Annotated in this window: 20 protein-coding genes; 5 read left to right on the top strand and 15 right to left on the bottom strand. The window is 41.9% G+C overall.

Annotated features, from left to right (window positions below):
- Nucleotides 1-51: 51 nt before the first annotated feature.
- Both AC0VZ9_RS17100 and AC0VZ9_RS17105 read left to right on the top strand, forming a co-directional pair.
- Nucleotides 52-1,095 (top strand): YeiH family protein, encoded by a 1,044-nt coding sequence (locus tag AC0VZ9_RS17100; RefSeq protein WP_019382364.1) that lies wholly within the window; start codon nt 52-54, stop codon nt 1,093-1,095.
- 57 nt (nt 1,096-1,152) lie between these two features.
- Nucleotides 1,153-2,040 (top strand): selenium metabolism-associated LysR family transcriptional regulator, encoded by an 888-nt coding sequence (locus AC0VZ9_RS17105; protein ID WP_009333736.1) that lies wholly within the window; start codon nt 1,153-1,155, stop codon nt 2,038-2,040.
- Nucleotides 2,041-2,696: 656 nt separating this feature from the next.
- Here AC0VZ9_RS17105 and AC0VZ9_RS17110 read toward each other — a convergent pair.
- The 7 genes from AC0VZ9_RS17110 to AC0VZ9_RS17140 all read right to left on the bottom strand — a co-directional run bounded on the left by AC0VZ9_RS17110 (nt 2,697) and on the right by AC0VZ9_RS17140 (nt 13,087).
- Nucleotides 2,697-4,184: an APC family permease gene (locus AC0VZ9_RS17110; protein ID WP_475396529.1), complete on the bottom strand. Its 1,488-nt coding sequence runs from the start codon at nt 4,182-4,184 to the stop codon at nt 2,697-2,699.
- A gap of 143 nt (nt 4,185-4,327) precedes the next feature.
- Nucleotides 4,328-5,992: an amidohydrolase gene (locus tag AC0VZ9_RS17115; protein ID WP_475396530.1), complete on the bottom strand. Its 1,665-nt coding sequence runs from the start codon at nt 5,990-5,992 to the stop codon at nt 4,328-4,330.
- A 16-nt stretch (nt 5,993-6,008) separates the two neighbouring features.
- A complete protein-coding gene (locus AC0VZ9_RS17120; RefSeq protein WP_019382714.1) occupies nt 6,009-7,469 on the bottom strand; it encodes a sodium:solute symporter family protein in 1,461 nt (486 codons plus the stop codon).
- A 277-nt stretch (nt 7,470-7,746) separates the two neighbouring features.
- Nucleotides 7,747-9,516 carry a sulfoacetaldehyde acetyltransferase gene (gene xsc, locus AC0VZ9_RS17125; RefSeq protein WP_475396531.1) on the bottom strand — a complete coding sequence of 590 codons (1,770 nt, stop codon included), beginning with the start codon at nt 9,514-9,516 and terminating at the stop codon, nt 7,747-7,749.
- Nucleotides 9,517-9,610: 94 nt separating this feature from the next.
- The gene (locus tag AC0VZ9_RS17130) at nt 9,611-10,972 is read right to left on the bottom strand and encodes an aminotransferase (protein WP_475396532.1); all 1,362 of its coding nucleotides are present in this window, start codon (nt 10,970-10,972) and stop codon (nt 9,611-9,613) included.
- A gap of 63 nt (nt 10,973-11,035) precedes the next feature.
- The gene (gene ald / locus AC0VZ9_RS17135; RefSeq protein WP_009333730.1) at nt 11,036-12,169 is read right to left on the bottom strand and encodes an alanine dehydrogenase; all 1,134 of its coding nucleotides are present in this window, start codon (nt 12,167-12,169) and stop codon (nt 11,036-11,038) included.
- 192 nt (nt 12,170-12,361) lie between these two features.
- A complete protein-coding gene (locus AC0VZ9_RS17140; RefSeq protein ID WP_071155675.1) occupies nt 12,362-13,087 on the bottom strand; it encodes a GntR family transcriptional regulator in 726 nt (241 codons plus the stop codon).
- Nucleotides 13,088-13,299: 212 nt separating this feature from the next.
- Here AC0VZ9_RS17140 and AC0VZ9_RS17145 point away from each other — a divergent pair, with 212 nt between their 5' ends.
- Nucleotides 13,300-13,752: a nucleoside deaminase gene (locus AC0VZ9_RS17145; RefSeq protein WP_475396533.1), complete on the top strand. Its 453-nt coding sequence runs from the start codon at nt 13,300-13,302 to the stop codon at nt 13,750-13,752.
- A gap of 44 nt (nt 13,753-13,796) precedes the next feature.
- On the opposite strand, the gene AC0VZ9_RS17150 is transcribed toward AC0VZ9_RS17145, so the two are convergent.
- The 5 genes from AC0VZ9_RS17150 to AC0VZ9_RS17170 all read right to left on the bottom strand — a co-directional run bounded on the left by AC0VZ9_RS17150 (nt 13,797) and on the right by AC0VZ9_RS17170 (nt 15,916).
- Entirely contained in the window at nt 13,797-14,363 is a 567-nt protein-coding gene (locus tag AC0VZ9_RS17150; protein ID WP_009333727.1) for a hypothetical protein, read from the bottom strand.
- Nucleotides 14,364-14,401: 38 nt separating this feature from the next.
- Nucleotides 14,402-14,764 carry a MarR family winged helix-turn-helix transcriptional regulator gene (locus AC0VZ9_RS17155; protein ID WP_475396534.1) on the bottom strand — a complete coding sequence of 121 codons (363 nt, stop codon included), beginning with the start codon at nt 14,762-14,764 and terminating at the stop codon, nt 14,402-14,404.
- Entirely contained in the window at nt 14,751-14,894 is a 144-nt protein-coding gene (locus AC0VZ9_RS17160) for a hypothetical protein (RefSeq protein WP_475396535.1), read from the bottom strand. The genes AC0VZ9_RS17155 and AC0VZ9_RS17160 overlap by 14 nt, the downstream gene beginning before the upstream one ends.
- A gap of 98 nt (nt 14,895-14,992) precedes the next feature.
- On the bottom strand, nt 14,993-15,229 hold the full coding sequence (locus AC0VZ9_RS17165; RefSeq protein WP_009333725.1) for a hypothetical protein: 237 nt from the start codon (nt 15,227-15,229) through the stop codon (nt 14,993-14,995).
- A gap of 66 nt (nt 15,230-15,295) precedes the next feature.
- Nucleotides 15,296-15,916 (bottom strand): YitT family protein, encoded by a 621-nt coding sequence (locus AC0VZ9_RS17170; protein WP_251156123.1) that lies wholly within the window; start codon nt 15,914-15,916, stop codon nt 15,296-15,298.
- A gap of 272 nt (nt 15,917-16,188) precedes the next feature.
- On the opposite strand from AC0VZ9_RS17170, the gene AC0VZ9_RS17175 reads away from it, so the two are divergent.
- Entirely contained in the window at nt 16,189-16,833 is a 645-nt protein-coding gene (locus tag AC0VZ9_RS17175) for a 2OG-Fe(II) oxygenase (RefSeq protein WP_071155686.1), read from the top strand.
- Nucleotides 16,834-16,966: 133 nt separating this feature from the next.
- Here AC0VZ9_RS17175 and AC0VZ9_RS17180 read toward each other — a convergent pair whose 3' ends face one another.
- The 3 genes from AC0VZ9_RS17180 to AC0VZ9_RS17190 form a co-directional block, all read right to left on the bottom strand.
- A complete protein-coding gene (locus tag AC0VZ9_RS17180) occupies nt 16,967-17,098 on the bottom strand; it encodes a hypothetical protein (protein WP_256815916.1) in 132 nt (43 codons plus the stop codon).
- A 160-nt stretch (nt 17,099-17,258) separates the two neighbouring features.
- Nucleotides 17,259-18,737, bottom strand: coding sequence for a flavin monoamine oxidase family protein (locus tag AC0VZ9_RS17185; protein WP_217025545.1), 1,479 nt, complete (start codon nt 18,735-18,737; stop codon nt 17,259-17,261).
- Between the two features lie 197 nt (nt 18,738-18,934).
- Complete coding sequence (locus AC0VZ9_RS17190) at nt 18,935-19,696, bottom strand: SDR family oxidoreductase (RefSeq protein WP_251267099.1); 762 nt, start codon at nt 19,694-19,696, stop codon at nt 18,935-18,937.
- A gap of 182 nt (nt 19,697-19,878) precedes the next feature.
- Here AC0VZ9_RS17190 and AC0VZ9_RS17195 point away from each other — a divergent pair, with 182 nt between their 5' ends.
- The gene (locus AC0VZ9_RS17195) at nt 19,879-20,481 is read left to right on the top strand and encodes a TetR/AcrR family transcriptional regulator (protein WP_009333715.1); all 603 of its coding nucleotides are present in this window, start codon (nt 19,879-19,881) and stop codon (nt 20,479-20,481) included.
- The last annotated feature ends 202 nt before the right edge of the window (nt 20,482-20,683 follow it).

The raw sequence follows: 20,683 nt of genomic DNA on the forward strand, positions 1-20,683 counted from the left end.
CCTTTCCTATGATACGGTTAAGGTATCAAATGAACGAAAGGGGAACTTTCTGTGGAAGCACAAAAAATTCAAGAATATGTAATAGAAGAACCTAAAAAAAAACAAAAGGCTATCGGGTTTGCGAAAGGATTATTGCTGACCCTCATCCTTGCGGTTCTGGCTGGCCAAATTGCCAATCTTCCCTTTTTCTCCATTCTCGGAATCATGATCCTCTCCATTCTGATGGGAGGCATTTGGGGAAATACGCTATCTGTACCTGCGGACGCTCATTCAGGTATTCAGTTTTCAAGCAAGGTACTGCTTCGTGCAGGGATTATTTTACTGGGCTTTAGGCTGAATTTGCAGGAAATTATATCAGCAGGTTTTTCAATCATGATCATCGATGTTGTGGTCATCGTCTTTACCATGAGTTTCATCCTGCTTTTGGGCAAAGCGTTCAGAATCAATAAGAAATTGTCAGCTTTGCTTGCTGCAGGTACTGCTATTTGCGGAGCGGCAGCCATTATTGCGATTGCGCCTATTGTCAAAAGCAAGGAAGAGCAAACCGCAGTTGCAGTTTCATGCATAGCGGTTTTAGGAACCATTGGGGCCATTTTGTATATTGTTTTATTTCCCTTGCTGCCTATTAGCGAGCAGGAATATGGTGTATTAGCCGGCGCAACACTGCACGAACTTGCCCATGTAGTGGCGGCAGGTGTTCCAGGCGGAGATGCCAGCAGTGACTCTGCCATACTGGTTAAACTCGGAAGAGTCTTATTGCTGATACCAGTTGCCCTTATTATCAGTTTTGTTTACAGCAGAAAAAACACCGGCAAAAGCCGGAATATAGGGAAGCTGCCAATTCCATGGTTTATTTTTGGATTTCTGCTTACCAGCCTGATCAATACTCTTTTCTCCATCCCCGGCAGCATCATCAGCATCTTCTTATTGCTTAGCACCTACCTCCTCGCAATGGGAATGGCAGGGCTTGGGCTTAATATTAAATGGAAAGACTTCGTGAAAGTAGGCTTTAAACCAGTGGCTGTTGCCATAGCAGGCTTTCTGGGTCTTCTTGCCATAACCCCTCTGTTGCTCCTGCTATATAAAATTTTTTAAATGTCCCTCTATCGATTACAATAGAGAGGGAAGTTACAGGATTGAAGGAGAATACTTATGAACCTCGACTATTTGAAAGTATTTTATGTCACCGCAAATAATAAAAGCTTTTCCCAGACTGCGAAGGATCTTCACCTCTCTCAATCAAGTGTCAGCCTTCAAATCAAACAACTCGAAGAACAGTGGGATTGTCAGCTCTTTGAACGGACAACAAAAAAAATCTCGCTGACTCCTGCAGGCGAAATCCTTTATCATAAAGTCAAAAAGCTGATAGCTTTAATGAATGAAACTGAAAATGAACTTGAAGAACTAAAGGGAAGTGTACATGGGGACTTAAAGGTCGGAGCCAGCTTAACCATCGGGGAGCATGTCCTCCCCTTTTTATTAGCCGACTTTTCGAGTCTTTATCCAAAAGTCAGCCTGCATTTAAATGTATACAACTCCAGGCATATCGTTGAGAAGCTGTTAAATCATGAAATCAATTTAGGATTCATTGAATCCATGCTCTCCTACCCAGCCTTAAAACAAGTTCCATTTGCCAAAGATGAGTTGATTATCATAGCCTCTCCTGAAAATAAATTCATTAAGACGGACAATATAACCATCGAGGAGCTGCTCTCAGTTCCTATTATTATCCGTGAAAAAGGATCAGGAACAAGGCAAGTGATGGAGGATTCCTTTAGAAGATGCCATGTAGATGCATCCAAATTGAATGTCATTATGGAACTGAAACACACCGAAGCCATAAAATCCTGTGTAGAAGCAGGATTAGGAATTTCCATCATCTCAAAATCTGCTGTAAAAAAAGAACTTCGGCTCGGTACTTTAAAGCAATTAAATATAGACGGAATTACAATGCAGCGGGACTTTTACATGATCTATCATGAGGAAGCCCTGAAACATACCAGCAGGAAGCTGATGGAATTTATATCATCAAGACAATAAAGACATTGGCAGGATTATAGTAGAGCTGCAGGCTGTGTAGTTAAGTTTTTGTGATTAAACTTTATAAATAACAATTTGCCCCAATCACATAATGATTGGGGCTATACTTATTCCTGTATGAACTTGCCCTTTCTTCGGACACAAACAGATTATTTCTCGTTCTTCCTGTCTGAACTCGCCCCTTCTTCGGACAAAAGCAGGCTATTTCTCGTTCTTCCTGTCTGAACCTGCCCCGTCTTCGGACACAAACAGTCTATTTCCGGTTCTCCTTGTCTGAACCTGCCTCTTCTTCGGACAAAAGCAGTCTATTTCTCGTTCTTCCTGTCTGAACCTGCCCCGTCTTCGGACACAAACAGTCTATTTCTCGTTCTTCCTGTCTGAACCTGCCCCGTCTTCGGACACAAACAGGCTATTTCTCGTTCTTCCTGTCTGAACCTGCCCCGTCTTCGGACACAAACAGGTTATTTCTCGTTCTTCCTGTCTGAACCTGCCCCGTTTTCGGACACAAACAGGCTATTTCCGGTCTCTCCTGTCTTAATCCGCCCGTCTTCGCACTAGAATTGGAATCCAGCTCTTGCCCAAAACTTCATACCCTGTTAATTGACAGACCAATTTACGGCAGTTTAATAGATTTATCAGCGGCTGACCTTAAGCACTTAAGCATCTATTTTGATACTAACCTGGGTATCAGTGTCAGTCTTATCCTCCTTCCCAATTTTCTCTGTACTCCCTAAAATATAATAATCAAGTGTACTTTTAGGTATTTGCTTATATTCTTTCCTTTTATATAGATAGAAAGCTAATCCTAATACTGTCCAAACAAGTAAGGCGATCAGTGAAGGTGCTCCAAGTGCTGATGGAGACCCAGGAATGAGCAGCAATCCAAGAAATGAAAGACCGCTTAGTGCACCTATCAGAGCAACCAGTTTTTTGCCGGGTGAGACCATTTTTCCATCGGCTGCATCTGTCCAGCTGAATAGCTTATAGGCTGTGAAACAAGTATAAAAGTAGGCAATGGTTACTCCTGTTGCTGACATGTCAACAATCCATAATAGGACGGGACGCCCAAACCATGGGGCAAACAGACACACGGCACATGTGAACAGAACTCCTGCATATGGGGTGCCATGCTTCGGATGAAGCCTGGAAAATACTTTAGGAACTACTTTAGCTCTCCCCATCGCAAACAATAAACGGCTGGAAGATACATAGAATCCGTTAAGCCCTGTGAATACACCCATACAAAGGGAGATTGCGAGCAGAAGTACTCCGAAGGCACCTAAAGTATCAGAGATGACATCACCTGTCCCCCAAATCGGCTTTCCGGCAACAAGGTTTTGCCATGGCATTGCCACTGCTGTTGCAATAATCATAAAGGAGTATAAGATACAGGCTACAATTAACGAATATATGATAAGCATGAATGCCTTCTTAGGAGGAAAATTAAACTCTTCAGCCGCCTGCGGAATGTTATCAAAACCAACGTATGCCCATGGAGCAATAGCGATGATTGCGATGATTCCAGTTAGGGCAGGAATCTCGGGCTTAAAAAAAGGCTGAAGATTTGACAGATCTGAAGATGGACTTAATAACATACTTAAGGTAAGCAGAAACACACCGGCAACAAGGATAATACAGAATATATATTGGAGTTTACCAGATATGGAAGCACCCTTTATATTAAAATAGGCAAAGATCAGGAGTGCTGCTGTCGCTATTGCTACTTCACCCAGATAAACCTGCCAGCCGCCTATTTCATATAACAAACCGATATTTGTAAGCGAGGGAAGCATAAACTTTCCGAGCAAGGCCAATGCAGATGCATTCAGGGCGACAATACAAATATAGCCAAGAGTCAGAAACCATCCGCAAATAAAAGCATGATTCCTCCCAAACCCGATATATGCATAAGCAAATTCTCCGCCGGAAACAGGATACTTTTCAATTAAAACCCCATAACTGACAGCAATCACCATCATTAATAAAGCACCAATGGTTAACCCGATCACCGCACCGATCGGCCCTGCTTTCCCCATCCATTCAGTTGGCAGAATAAATGCTCCCCAGCCAATGGCAGAACCAAGCGCGATAGCCCACACCCATTGCGGCTTAAACGTTTTTTCCAGCTGTACCCTTTCTTCCATGTTTTCCCCTCCATTATTAAGGCTTCTCTCAAATCTATTAAGGACTGCTTAATCTTGTTGAGCTAATGCCTCATCCTTAAACGGAGCAAAAGCTGACCCCCGGCTTTTGCTTCAGTATTAAGGAGTTTTTCAATAGTGGTTATCTATGAATGAATATAAGCTTTTTCTGTATTCTCCCACACAACCTTACCGGAAATAATCGTCGCCAAGATAGGAATATCTTTTAATTCCATTGCTGGACAAGTTAGAGGATCGGCCTCCAGGACAACAAAATCTCCTCTTTTTCCTTCTTCAATGGTGCCAGCAGAATCTTCTTCAAAGTTCAGAGCTGCCCCGTAAGATGTCATCGCTTTTAAAGCTTCCAGAACATCAATTTTTTGATCATCTCCAAGCACTTCACCTTCTAAAGTGATGCGGTTCACAGCCGCCCATATGGAAAACAGGGGCGAAATTGGGGTAATAGGACAATCAGAATGCAGTGTGAACAGCAAATTGCGGTCAACCGCATCAGCCAAAGGATTAATTCTAGCCGCTCTCTTTTCACCCAGGAATATTCTGCGGTGCCGATCTCCCCAATAGTAAACATGATTGATGAAAAACGAAGCTGCTACACCTAATCTTTGCATGGCATCAAGGTCTTCACTTCCGGCAGTCTGTACATGTTCAATCCGATGCCTGTGGTCTTCCATCGGACTTTTTGACAAAACATAATCGAAAGCCTCAAGGATAGATCCGATTGCCCGATCTCCATTTCCATGAATCGCAATCCTAAATCCTCTCTTATGGAGATCCAGCATTTCTTCTGCAAATTTGTTTTGATCATGCAGCAGCTCACCATATACAGATTCATCACAATGATAGGGTTTGCGGAGTGCACCTGTAAGTCCCTGGATGGATCCATCCTGAAATAATTTGGCACTATCCAGTGAAGCTCTGTTTTTAGTGCGTCTTTTTAATTCAAGATCCAGCTGATCTGCAGTATAACCGGAAAAAGCACTTCCCTCTCTTAAAAGATGATGCAAGATCATTAGCCGCATATTCATCGGATTCTTTCCTGAATTAATGGCCGCTATATGCGCATTTAATTCCTCTATTCCTCTGTCAAGGCCCACACCGGCATCTGTACATGTGGTGATCCCCTGAGACAGGTACACCTTCGCCGCATTCCCAATATTTTTGATTTGTTCATCACTTGACGGAGAAGGCAGGACTGGAAAAATAAATTCCAGGGCAGGTATTTCATGAATGACACCATCCAGCCTTCCATTATCATCGCGTGTAAAGTACCCGCCATGCGGATTCGAAATGCTTTCGTCGATTCCAGCCAATTCAAGAGCTTTGGAATTGGCAGCACCAAAGTGCCCTGAAATATGCCGGATAAAAACGGGATTGTCCGGAGCTGCCTGATCTAAATCAGACCTGTTCGGATGTCTCTTGTCCTCCAAGAGGGTATCATCATAACCCCACCCCATGATCCATGCCCCAGGTTTCGCTTTACCGGCCCGTTCTGCTATTTCTCCCTTTATATCACCAATGTTATTATTCCGTGGGGATCTGCAATCAACATAATTCAGCATTTGACCGTACATTAATAAATGACTATGAGTGTCTATAAAACCAGGAAGCAGCGCAGCCCCTTTCAAATCCAGGATCTCAATATCAGGACCGTCTGGAACTTCCGTACGATGCGGCTCGTTTTTATTCCAAATTTTTTCGATGATGCCATTTCTGACAAGCAGTGATTTTGCCTTAGTATTATGTGGATCAAGCGTGATGATATTTGCATTTTTTATGATAAGGATACTCACCCTTATCCCTCCTTATTTAGACAGCTTTGTTTTCTGCTGAATCGATAGCGTCTATCTTTCTATTTGCTGAAGGAAGGTCTTCCCAGTAAACAGCTATTACATTTTCTGATGATGAATGTTTTGTCCAGAGACTAATTATGACAAGCGAACAAAAAGAGATGATAAAGCCAGGTATGGTCTGATCTATTCCTGTATGGAGAAGAGGCCATAGAATGGTCGTGAAACAAGCAAGAAGCATGCTGGAAATGACAGCGGTGTTGGTTGTCCTTTTCCAAAACATAATAGCCAGAAACGGAAACACCAGAGTGGTTGCTGACAGCCTGAGTGCCCATTGATACATACTGACTATATCTGTTAATGCAAAGGCAACTGCCAGTGATAATACCGATATAATCACTACACTCAAGCGGGAAACAAACATCATTTGCTTTTCTGTTGCATTGGGATTTAATAGCCGGTGATACAAATCCTGAGTAATATTAGAGCTTCCCTGTAAAATGAAGGAGTCTGCACCTGTCATAAGTGCTGATAGGAGTCCGATCAGAATAATGCCGCCAATATACGGAGGAAGCATTTCCACGGTTACATAGGAGAAAATTAAATCTGGGTGAATATCGGCTGGCACAAATTGCCTTGCCATAATTCCTATACTATAAGGAAGCACAGAAATACATAAAGTAATGGCATAACCGGTTAAGCCTGCTTTAATGGCGATATCTTCTGTCTTAGAAGCAAAGATCCGCTGCCATGTAGATTGCCAGACCAAGTAGAACGGAGCCACAGAAAGAGCAAAAAGCAGTACATCCCCAAGGCCATTCGCACCAAGCGGAGTCAAAAAATCTCTCGGCGTGTTACTGAGAATGTGTTCCATTCCTCCGCCAAATTGCAAGGCGGCATATGCAAGCATAACAATCCCTGCAATCAGAATTACGCTTTGAATGGCATCCGTTACAATTGTCGCTACTAAGCCGCCCAAAATCGTAAAGCCGAGAATCAAAATAAAAGACAGCACAATTCCAGTTTTCACATTCATATTAAAAGCAATGCTGAATACGGTACTCATCCCTACAATCTGCAGGGCAGTAGTGGGTACTGAGTAAATGAAAGCAGATAACACTGATGGAATGATACCGGTTTTTGATCCAAATCTTTCACTAAATAGGTCCGCCAGTGTATATAATCTCTGTCTTCTTAATGGACGGCTAAAGAAGAAGATCAAGAGCATACTGACAAGCATGGCTGGTAAAGCAAATTTAAAAAATCCCGATACGCCCATTGTGAATCCCATTCCAATCCAGCCAATAAAAACAGCAGCGCCGCAATTCGTGCTGATGATTGTGCCGACAATATTCCAAAAACCCATATTCCAGCCTGCAATTAAATAACTGTCTGAGGTTTTTATTTTTGTAAAATAATAGATTCCAATTGCAAACATGAATATGAAATACGCCAAAATGTATCCAAAATACCAGCCCATCGACTGCCCCCTTTATTTTTTCTTAATATTCTGTAAATTATTGACAGTAATATCTTTTATTTGGATTCCACTATATTGGTCACTTCCCTATGATTATAGGTCAGATTTAGGATTTATCGGTCATTTTTTATTTTAATCGGCCATCTTTTCTAATATATCGGTCAGTCCGCGTCATAGGAACTTTCTAACATCAGCATAATAACGATCTCTTCAAACTCGTAAGCTTTCCTTTAAAAAGGAGCTTAATCAAAAATCTATTAAGCTCCTTCCATTTTACCTACCAGTTTTTATGATCAAGGTGAGCATATTTCGGCAGAAGGCGAGTCGGCATCTTTAACGCATCTTTGCGGAATGGAGGTGCCAATTGAGTGCCATCCACCTGAATATCAATGACTGTCGGTTTATTGGATTTTATAGCCCGGAGAATGGCTGGCCCTACATCCTCAGGTTTATCTACACTAATTCCTTGTGCCCCCATGGACCTTGCTACCTCTGCAAAGTCGGGATTCTGGATATCTGCTCCTACAAAGCGATTATTATAGAAATCTACTTGGTTCTTCTTTTCTGCACACCAGGCATTGTTATTAAAAACACATGCCACTACTGGAATGTTTTCCTCTACAGCCGTACTTACTTCATGCAGGCTCATTCCCCATGCGCCATCCCCTACGATGGCCACTACAGGGCTATTCGGATTTGCAAGCTTAGCGCCTAATGCTGAAGGATAGGCAAAGCCTGTATTCCCAAATGTTAAGGCTGCCACATGCTGGCGGCCGGAATTGAATTTTAAATAGGCATTTGCGGTAGAAGATACATTCCCGATATCTGTAGTAACAATCGCGTTTTCCGGAAGGACCTTAGTAAGCTCCAGGAGCGCCCTGCGCGGATTGATTGGATTTCCTTCCACCATGGCCAGATCCACAAGTTCTTTATCCCATTGCTCTTTTTCATTTGTGACTCTTGCCATTCTTTCAGAATTGAATTGCTTACTTGGTACTTTTTCTTTTAGCCGTTTTGCGATTTCAACAGAAGCTGCTTTTGCATCTCCAATGATCCCAATTTCTACTGGATGGGTCCTGGCGATATTGCGTGGATTGATATCAATTTGGATAATCTTTGCGTTTTTCGGAAAATAATCAATGTCATAGCATGGCAATGTTCCAAATACAGATAATCTAGTACCGATAGCCAGCACCACATCTGCATCCTTTAATGTGTTCATAGCTGCTTTTGACCCCATATATCCAATAGGTCCTACCGCTAAAGGTTCATTTGCCGGGAAAGCATCATTATGCATATATGAAACAGCTACAGGAATCGTTAAGTGATCGGCAATTTCCTTCACTGCCTCTATTCCATCTGAATCCACTACTCCCCTGCCGGAAATGATGACTGGGTTCTTGGCAGAAGCAATCAAATCCACAGCCTGATCAATCTGCTCTAATGATCCGCAGCCCCTATTATCAACACGATATTGATGCGGTTCAAGAATGACATCTTCTACTTCCCCATAAAAATAGTCCCGCGGAATATCAAAGAGCACTGGACCTCTCTCTGCGTAAGCGATTCTAAAGGCAGTCCTCAGGCAATCTGCCACACGCCCCGGATGTGTGACCCGAACGGTTTCCTTTGTAATTGCTTTAAAAACTGAAACCTGATCACACTCCTGGAAACCGTCCCATCCGACTGTAGGTGTTCCCGCTGATGGAGAAATAACGACCATAGGGGTGTGTGCCTGATTCGCAGCGGCAACAGATGTTACCATATTGGTGATTCCTGGCCCATTTTGGCCAATCACTACTCCTGCAATTCCGCTAACTCGAGTATAGGCATCTTCCATGTGGGCAGCGCTTTGCTCATGCCGCACACCGATGAAGCGGATCCCGGCAGTTGGAAGCAAGTCTAATAGATCCATAAATGCCGATCCCAAAATCCCGGAAATATGTGTGACACCTTCCTTGACCAAAGTTTCTACAATAGCCTCACTTGGTGTCATTTTCACCTTTTTTGTTTTGATTTCTGCTAATTCTTTTTCTGCTTTTGCCATTACGAGCACTCCCTTTCCGGTTTTAAAAGTTCCATATATTTAAATGGATAGAAGCCCTGTAAAAAAGAGCTCTCATCCAGATACAACTTTTTGTCTAAATCTCCTTAAATGCACTTTCGACCGTCCTGACAACGAATTTTAAATCTTCTTCTGTAGATGAAAGTGGCGGAGCTATAATAAGGACATTATTGAAACCAGGCACTGTATCCCCATTTCTGCCAATGATCAGGCCTTTTTCTTTACATAGTGCAATGACCTTTGCCATTAATTGATCTGATGCCGGCTGCTTTGTTTCCTTATTTTCAACCATTTCAATTCCATACAAGAAACCGGCGCTTCTGACTTCGCCTACATTTTTATGAGTCTGCAAATCTTTTAAGCTGCCTAAAATGCTTTCACCCAGAATCTCTACCCTGCTGACAATATTCTCTCTTTCGATTATTTCGATATTTTTCAATGCAACCGCACAGCTTGCCGGATGTCCGCCATATGTTGAGACATGGCGGAAATGGTTATCTGTACCTTGCTCTTTAAATTTCTCATAAATTCTGGAATGCACTGCCGTAGCACCAAGCGGGAGATAGCCGCTTGTCAACCCTTTTGCCATCGTTACGATATCAGGCTGAACCCCCGCCGAATGCATAAATCCAAACATTTTACCCGTTCGCCCGAATCCGGATACAACCTCATCCATTATCAGGAGGACATCATGTTTTTTGCAGATTTGTGCCACTCTCTGCAGATATTCAGGAGATGGGATAATAACTCCCCCGCCTGATATGAATGGCTCCATTATGACCGCAGCAACGGTTTCGGACCCTTCCCATTGGATGACCTGGTCAATCATATCAGCTGCGACTTTATCGCAATCCTTCACATCTTCGCCAAATGGACAGCGATAGCTGTAAGGAGGCGGAACATGCAGGAATCCCGGCATGCCAGGATCGTATTTCACTCTCCTGTTGGCCTGTGCAGTAGCACTTAATGCACCTAAAGTTGAACCATGATAGGCACGGTAGCGCGAAATAAATTTATATTTACCCGGATTGCCATTCTGATTATGGTATTGCCTCGCTATTTTGAATGCGGTTTCATTTGCTTCGGAACCGCTATTTGAGAAAAATGTTTTATAGGAATCCCCCAGCAATTCACTAATTTTGGCAGATAACTGAATGGCTGGCGCATGACTTAATGTGAGAGGGAAATACGACAGCTGCATCATTTGCTCTGCTGCGGCCTCTGCAATTTCTTTCCGTCCGTGTCCCAGATTCAGACACCAAAGACCGGAAACACCATCCAAATATCGATTGCCATCCATATCAGTAAACCATGAGCCTTCACCTGATTTGGCTATCATCGGACTGCTTCCTTCTGTATGCCGGCTCATCGCATGCCATAAGTGTTCCTGATCCTGATCAGTTAACTTTTTGTTATCATTCAGTTCTACTGTAGACATATTGCTTGCCTCCTTCTATTTAGTAAAGATTCAGGTATGCATTGTGTCTCTTCTAATGGGGAATCATGTTGCGGCTGGAATTTTGTTTATTAACTCATGGGTGGATGTATAAGGGTAGTTATGCGCCTCTGCAACTCTCTGATGAGTGACCTTTCCATTCATGGTATTGACCCCTTTTTCAAGAAAAGGATACTTAACAATAGAATTTTCAATCCCTGTATTAGCGAGCATTAAGGCATATGGTGCTGTAGTATTAGCGAGGGCATAAGTGGAAGTTCTTGCTACAGCGCCCGGAATGTTTGGAACCGCATAATGCAAAACACCATGCTTTACATATGTTGGAGAATCGTGTGAGGTAATATGATCTATGGTTTCAATTGAACCGCCCTGATCAATGGCAACATCAATAATGACCGAATTCTTTTCCATTTGCCTAACCATTTCTTCGGTTACTAACTGAGGTGCTTTTGCACCGGGGATGAGAACAGCCCCTATCACTAAATCGGCATGTTTTACTTCCTGGGCGATATTGAACGGATTTGACATGACCGTCCTTACCCTGCCGGAAAAAAGATCGTCCAGCTGGCGGAGTCTTTCAGCACTTATGTCAATGATGCTAACTTCTGCACCGAGGCCAACTGCCATTTTTGCGGCATTCGTCCCAACCACTCCACCGCCGATAATCACCACTTTTCCTGGCTTCACACCGGGAACTCCGCCTAAAAGGACTCCTTTCCCGCCATGAATCTTTTCAAGAAATTGGGCTCCAAGCTGGACAGACATCCTGCCCGCAACTTCGCTCATAGGAGTAAGGAGAGGCAATGATCTGTTATCCAGCTGAATGGTTTCATAAGCAACCGAGGTAACTTCTTTTTCGAGCAAAGCCTTTGTCAATTCAGGTTCGGCAGCCAGATGCAAATAGGTAAAGAGAATCAATCCTTTTCGAAAATATTGGTATTCATCAGGCTGCGGCTCCTTCACCTTCATGACCATATCCGCAGACCAGGCCTCTTCTGCACTTGAAACAACTGCTGCACCTGCTTTTTCATATTCCTGGTCAGAGATCCCGCATCCTGCACCTGCACCTTTCTCAATCAGGACTGTATGGCCGGCATCTGCAAACGCAGAAACACTTGCCGGTACAACGGAAACCCGATTTTCATTATTCTTTACTTCCTTTGGCACACCTATAATCATGTCATCACTCCATCCTGCAAAATAAAAATAGTATTCATCACATCATGACGTCATGTCGTCCGTACCAGTTGTTGTATGACTAGCCTCAGTTGTAATTAAAACACAACCATTACTTCTTTTCAATATTTTCTAAAAATTTTATATTATCGGAATTATCAATAGGTATCATTGCAAAATTGCATAACACTGTATTTAACTAGAATTCTTTGATAGTTTTATTCTAAATGAGTACATATCCGAACGAAAATAAGCAGAATAATATTCTATTAAGTTTCCATTAATGTCTGATAATAACCGTTCAATGTGAAGCACACTTAAGGAACATGGAACACCAAGCAAATCGGCTTCTTCTTTAGATAAATAAGTGCTTGTAATCATCTGTTCGGCTTCTGCAAACTTTAAGTTCAGACTCTGCTCAAGCAGATCATACAGTGTTCCCTTTTCAATATCATATTGGGCGAGACTTTCACCAATTTCAATAGGGTAATACTGACTTTCAAGGGCCAATGGCTTATCGTTAGCATAGCGAATTCGCTTTATAAAGTATGCCTCTGTAAGTCCGCTGGCTTCCACAATTTCTTTTGCGGGAACAACGATGCCATTATCCAATAATTTTGCATCCGGCTTCATACCCATTTTTTTTATCACTTCTGTTGTACTGGTAATATTCCCAAGCCACTCCTCAATCGGTTTCTTTGATATAAAAGTGCCTTTTCCGTGGACTTTCTTTAGCACACCTTCGTTTACTAAATGGGAAACCGCTTCTCTCACAGTGCTTCTGCTCACTTTATAGGTATCCATCAACTCTCTTTCACTTGGTATTTTTTCATTGAAAGAACGATTGTCTATTAACTCCTGCAGCTCATTCTTTAGCTGTATGTGAAGCGGAATAGGACTATTGGAATCTAACTCTGTCATAATGGATGCCTCCTTATTATTTTTCTGTAAAATGTATAATTAATTATATAGATTACCTGAATGAATATCCATCCTTTTACAGCAGATCCTGATGCACGAATTTGAAAATTTTGCTATTGCCAGGCTGTAAAGTCAGCAGATTATTTGGATAACCAACGAAAAAATGATATTAATTTAATTAGAGTCAATTAATTGAAAAAGGATGATTAATAATGGATCACTTCATGAAACGGGCTATAGAACTGGCCATTAATAATGTAAAAGACGGCGGCCAGCCCTTCGGTGCAGTTCTGGTGAAAGAACAGGACATCATTGCTGAAGGAGTGAATGAATTGCATAAAAAGCATGATGTCAGCGGCCATGCGGAACTGCTTGCTATCCGGCGGGCACAGGAGCAGTTTCAAACGAATGATTTAGCCGGCTTTACGATGTATGCAAGCGGGGAACCTTGCCCGATGTGTTTAACTGCCATGTATTTCGCTGGCATCGATAAGGTATACTATTGCCAATCAGTAGACGACGCTTTTCATGCAGGCTTAGGCAAGTCTAAAATAATTTATGAGGTTTTGAAAAACGCAAGAGATGACAGGGGACTCAAATTGGTGCAAATGCCATTGCAGGAGGATCAAGACAATCCAATGAAGCTTTGGAAAGAGAACGTTTAACAACTAGCCTCCCATCTCTAAGCAGATGGGAGGCTAGTTTCTTTTCACCCTTTGATATTATCACTCATTCTTTTTACAAACATCGTTAAAAAATAGGCAGTATAAGCAATAGCGATATCAATCAGAAAAATATAAAATTGATTCATTCCTTTGTTAAAATGGACCATACCAGCCCATTCTTCGACCGTGGCAAAAACAAAGGCAAAAACCGCACTTGCTAAAATGGTGTAAAGAAGAAAGCTTTTATTGCGGTTCGTGCAGTACTGATAGATCAGAAGGAAACCGACCGGCAAAGCAGAGGCTGTCATATTCATGGCATAGGGAAACATGGGCAATATAAAATAGGTGTGGACAAAATAACTGTACCTCTCCAAAAAGCTATCAGCGTACGTCCATAGAATGTGCACGGTATATCCAAAAAAGAAAATCTCAAATATCCTGGTCCGGTCTACTGATAGATATACAATAACAAGAGGCAGCACCATTAGTGCCAACACCGCCCAAAACTGCCAGGTTCCAAGACCTGAATATTCTCTCCAGTATGAAGAAATGAGGACATTCATCTTTTCGCTTCGTGAATATATTTGCTCCCAATATTCGCTATAACTCATAGAATCACCTCCCAAAATGCATCATCAGCCTAAAAGAATTATGCATAATCATAATTTTCTACCCGTGCATCAATCAGCATTTTTCTAAAGGCATCTCCTTTTTGAACCCCTGCTATCATCTGACCATATTCAAGGAAAGACATAAGCTCGTTTTCGGATAAATGACTCAAATTCAGCGGAAATTGTTCCATCTCTTTTACCTCATCCATAATCTGATCCAATACTTCCTTTCCGCTTTTAGAAATAGCGACAAATTTATAGCGGAGATGCTCTTTATTGGCCGTGATTTCGACCAGCCCTTTTTCCTTTAACGGCTTTAAAAGCCTGGTTACAGTCGATGGATGCCAGCATCCCAGAACACTTATTTGGGTCGGGGTTATTTTTTGATTATTGAGTGCCAAGCAGAAACAGAATATGCTGCTGAGCGGGCGTCAGTTTAAACTTCTTTTCAAGCTCCGCCCACTTCTTTTCCCTGCAGAAGTATAGTGCCCTTATGACAAGCAATGTCTGCTGTTTCAATAGAATGTTCACCCTTTTCCCCCTCACTTGCAGATACAATTGTATTTACAAGTATTGTTTGAGAGAGGGTTTATTTTATGCAAAAAAAATAGAGGTTCAATTTCCTGCCTCTATTTTCGTCCTATTCTTTTTTTCACAGAGTTTCTGATTGACTCTATCATCTCCTCAGACAAATTCGCGGGAAGCGATGAGCCATCATTAAATACCCAGGCGTTGATCACCTCAAGATCTGCTTTTTTAAATGTTATGCTAAAAGTATTATTTTCCTGGAGAAATTCTGTTGTGACATATTCTTCTCCATCAAATTCATCATCAATAATCATGCTGGTAATTTCGTATGGATTCACAGGAAATCTCCTTCAGCTTTTTTACGACTTAGGATGCACCTGGCCCATCAAATTATTCGAAAATGTTTAAGTCTTCATTATAATGGTATCTATGGTTTTATAAGCAACAAAAAATGTTGCAAGGGAGTATGCGGCTTCAGTAATGCCGAATAAAAATACAGAACTTCCAAAGATAAAGGTATTCATTATAAGAATGCATTGTCCGATGGTTAAGGGCAAACGTTCGCTGAATAAAATCGCCAAAACTTCTGTTCCATCCAGGCAGGCTCCAAACCGGATAATGAGGCCCACTCCCATTCCGAGCAAGAGGCCTCCCAGAATTATGATCAGCAGCGGATGGTTAGTCACTTCCTCAAATGGGGCCAATATGTATGTCTCCCCTGCCAGCACTGAACTGGCAAACAGGCTTAACACCAAAAATCTTCCCCCTAAAAAGAAAAAGCCTGCCACTAAAAATGGGAGATTCATCAGCAGGATCAAGGCACCCACCTCTACACGAAAGACATGTGAAAGGATGATGCTCAATCCAACAATTCCTCCATCAATAACATAATTTTTCACAAGGAATAATTGCAGGGAAACAGCCACAAGTGTTGCTCCGAGTATGATAATCAGTCCATTTTTAAAGGTGGAAAAATTGCCCTTTCGTCTTTGGCTTAAATAGTATTGAACCCTATTTCTATACACTGGCCATCTCCTTTTGTTCAGACTGGCTTATGTATTGAAATATATTCCGGAAAATCAATAAAATGCAGAAGCCTCCTTTCTATTTTAATAGCTTACCAGTAAAAAAAAGATAGAATTCCTTCATATCAGAGTGTAAAATAAATTCAGCCAGTTGAAAAACTGCTGCAGACATCCATTTATTTAGGAGGAAGGAACACACAAATAGGAATACTTCAAGCAGCCCCTTAATATATCGAATTTTCAGAAAACTAAATAAAAAGAGGTTGATGTACATGGCAATGGATGCATCTAATAAAGAACTAACGATTTTTGATCATGTTGGAAATAAAATAATTACAGAAGATCGGGAAATTCATATAATTGCCAAATTAGCAGAGCCATTGATCGTGATTCTGGGAAATGTGCTGAGCGATGAAGAATGTGACCAGCTGATTCAGCAATCAAAAGATCGCATGCAGCGTTCAAAAGTTGCCAACTCCCTTGAAGTTGATGAACTGCGAACCAGCAGCAGCACTTTTTTCCATGAAGGGGAAAATGAAATTGTCGCCAGAATCGAAAAAAGAATATCTCAAATCATGAACATTCCAGTTGAGCATGGTGAAGGGCTGCAGATCCTTAACTATAAAATAGGCCAGGAATATAAAGCTCATTTTGACTTCTTCTCTTCGACCAGCAGAGCAGCAAGCAATCCTAGAATCAGCACGCTTGTCATGTACCTGAATGATGTGGAACAGGGCGGGGAAACGTATTTTCCCAAGCTTAACTTCTCCGTTTCTCCACAAAAAGGCATGGCTGTTTATTTTGAATACTTTTATAATGATCAGAACTTAAACGACCTGACACTTCATGGAGGAGCACCTGTTGTCATGGGTGATAAATGGGCTGCTACGCAATGGATGAGGAGAAAGAAATTATAGATAGAAAAACACTTGGGAAAAATTTTCTCCAAGTGTTTTTTAACATACAACAATTTGTAATTGTCCAGCTTCAGCACCTGCCCCCCCCCCCCGAGGTCTCAAAACGGGGGCGGGCAAGGCGCTTTCGCTTTTCTTAGAACCACAGTCTCTTATGATAGTCATAATCAGAGGTATCGTAACTCTCTTCCCCTTCTGGATTAGGGGCACACTTTTCACAAGGTTCTTCCTGCTGGCCATGTTCACATTTTTCCATTAAAAGTTCCATTTGAACGCATCCCCCTTTCCTATCTGTTATTTCAATTATATTGAAAGCGTTTACAGCTGTCTTGTACAATTTGTTGGAAAATCGTTAAAAAGTGCCTATCCAATGGCACATTTTAACGTCAAAAACAGACATTCCTGTCGCATTTTAGCTTTTGCCTCCCCTAATAGCTGCGGGGCAAATCGGTTACTTCACGTGCAACCCTTATTCCTGATTGAATTGCCCCTTCAATCCATCCCGGGGCTAGGGACGTGTGATCCCCGGCGAAATGGACTCTTCCCTCCGGAACAGGAATAAATGGGAATAGCTCAGTTTCCTGGTTCGGTTTGAACATAGAGAAGGCTCCGCCAGAAAACGGATATTGTGACCAGCTATGGGAGGCGCCTGTTAAGAAATACTCGTAAACCTGATTGCCATGAACGACAGCCAAGTTGTCAAGGGCATTCCGAATCCGATCTCCTTCTTTAAGGTTATCCCAGGATAAAGTATCATCTTCCCATGTATAGCTTGCCATAATGATGCCGGAACCTGAAGATCCAATCAGATGGCTCGGATAGGCAGCGAACCGAATGGGCAGATCTGTCATCAGCTTTCCTCCCTGCAAACCTTCGCGTTCCCAAAACCGCTGTTTAAACTGCAGCCCAATTTTCGTGGAGGAAACATAATGCAGTTCCCTGATGGCTTTCCATTTATTTGGGGAAAATGATTGCCGGGGAACGATTTCAACGAAGGACAGCAAGGAGAAAGGTATAGTTAAGATGGCAAGATCACCACTGACCGTCAAAGGTTTTTGACTCAAGGTATGTCTGGCATGGATTGTAACCTGCTGAGGATCCTGTTCTATTTTTGTCATTTGGTAACCGAAATAAAGGTCTTCTTTTAACTGGGGCAAAAAAGCATTTGGAAGCTTGTCATTCCCTCCTTCTACTTCATAAAAATGAATGTCCGGGCTAAATAAAGGAAGCAGTTCCCGCAGAATCGCAGGAAACGACAACTCCGGGAAGCCTTCCAAACCAAGCAAAACTTTAATGCTTTCAAGGGCACCAGGTGATAAACTCGGTCCAACCGGGTTGTATCTGAGAAAGAAGCTCATCGGATACCGGTCAAATTCTCTTACTATAATATTCCAATTCTGAGCAGGGTTTTGATTAATAAAATCTGCTACTGGCTTAATGGCCATCGTAAGCAGCTCCTCCGCCGTCTTCCCCTTTTCATGCGGAGCAACAGGATAACGCAGGATATCAGGGTTTTGCTGATATATGGTGCGATTTATTTTAATGCCATTGGCAAAGATAAGATCCTGGGGAGTTGTGTTCCGGAATTCATTTACCTTTAAGCGGAATTTTTTTATATATTCCAAAACTAAAGGGTGGGTATGAGGAATGCGCATGGCTCCCACATCCAGATACATTCCGTCCATAAAAGGCTCTCTCATTGTAAATATTCTGCCGCCAACCCTTTGTGTTGCCTCTAAAACCGTCACATCATGCCCTGCTGCCTTCAGCAGGGAAGCGGCAACAAGACCTGACATACCGGCTCCGACAACGATTATTTTTTTTTGGACCTTAGAAATGCCGAGACCGTTTCTGATGATGGATAGCATTTCTTCTATATTTACCTGTGGATCCCGATAAAAGACCATACCTATTCTCCTCCTGGGGATCTGCCAAAAAGTTATTACTTTATCATACTGCCGGACAACTTCAGATTATGATTCTTTTATGAATTTGGCAGCTATGCATGAATCAAGACACGCCAAACCAGTTAGCTTATTTGTCGCAAAAAAAGGCACCAATCATCATGATTTAATGCCTCACCATTTATAAATATGATTACCCTTTAGAATGCTGCAGTCCACCCGCCATCAGCAACAATCACGGATCCATTAACAAAGCTGGAATCATCAGATGCCAGGAATAATGCGACCTGTGCAATTTCCTCCGGCTTTCCGACTCTTGGCATTACACCCTGAACAGCTTTTGTACGGCCGAATCCAAATTCGTTCAGGTTTTTCATTGAAGCAGCGATGTTTGTTTCCACTCCGCCTGGTGCAATGGCGTTACAGCGGATGCCGCTGTTTGCGTACATATAGGCAGTGTTTTTCGTAAGCCCTATAACTGCATGCTTTGAAGCCCCATAAGCAGCTCCCGCATGGGCACCATTCAATCCGCCTGTAGAAGCAGTATTAATGATTACCCCTTTCCCTTTTTCTAAAAAGAGCGGGATGGCTTTTCGCATGGCGCGCATGACGCCCTTCGTATTGATATCAAATATTAAATCCCATCGTTCGTCCTGGATGTCTCCAATGGGTTCAAATCCGTCCATAATTCCTGCGTTATTCACCAGGATATCCAGCGTTCCAAATTCATGTACTGCTGCATCTATCATTCCTTCAATATCTGCTTGTTTTGAAACATTAACCTGAACAGCTTTGGCTTTTCCGCCATTCTCAGTAATTCCCTTTGCCACAGCCTCTGCCCCTTCCAGGTTCAGGTCAGCTGCAATGACACTTGCACCTTCCCTTGCGTACAACTCCGCAATCGCTTTTCCCATTCCTGATGCTGCACCTGTTACAATCGCTACTTTATCCTGAAGCTTCATAAAGACTTCCTCCGTTCGGTTGAATGTTTTAGTGAACACTTGTTGATTATCTCTTACACCTTTATAATATGGTAATAAAACCTTCCATTCAATCAGCAAATTAACGGCAATTTGTCTACTATTGAACACATTCATTGTATTTTGATCATTTTTTCATCCAATTTCTACAATGGAGGCCATTTATGTCCAATAAGCAAAATCTCCCTATTGACCGAAGAATAACTAAATCTAAACAAGCCTTAATGGATGCCCTATTATCCTTAATGCAGACGAAAGAATTCAAGAAAATAACTGTAACAGATATCGTGAAGACAGCCAATCTCAACAGGGGGACCTTTTATAAGCACTATGAATACAAAGAAGATCTCCTTGATGAAATTGTCGATGATGTTATAGCAGACCTAATCTCTTCCTATCGCGAACCATATAAGGACACAGAAACCTTCGAGTTAAAGACCCTTACCTCTTCTGCCATTAAAATCTTTGAACATGTCAGTCATAAAAAAGAATTCTATTCCCTAATGGTAAAATCCAATGCATTATCTGGATTGCAGAGCAAATTGTGCGATGTACTGAAAGAGGTAACTTTGAGAGACCTTAAAGGTGTACAGTTTAACCCCAAAATTAATCGTGAACTGCAGGCAAGCTTCTATGTACATGCCATGCTGGGAATGATTACGGAATGGATAAATCATGGGTTTGAATATGACTCAAATTATATGTCGGAACAGCTGCTGGAAATCTTACAGAGCAGACAAGGTGATAAGGTGTTCAAATTAACTTAATTGAAACAATTATCACTTACTTACATTAAACCATGGTAAATCGCGTTAAGTACCATAAAAAAGCAAACACATTTTTTTATCCCACCCCCAAAATTATAGAACCACAACCTAAATTTTTGTTGATGGTCATTTTTTGTCGAAAAATTGACCCATTGGATGTTTGGAGCATACACTCCAAAAGCTATTAAATTATTATAGATAA

Source organism: Cytobacillus sp. QJM3NY_8 (assembly GCF_056173585.1).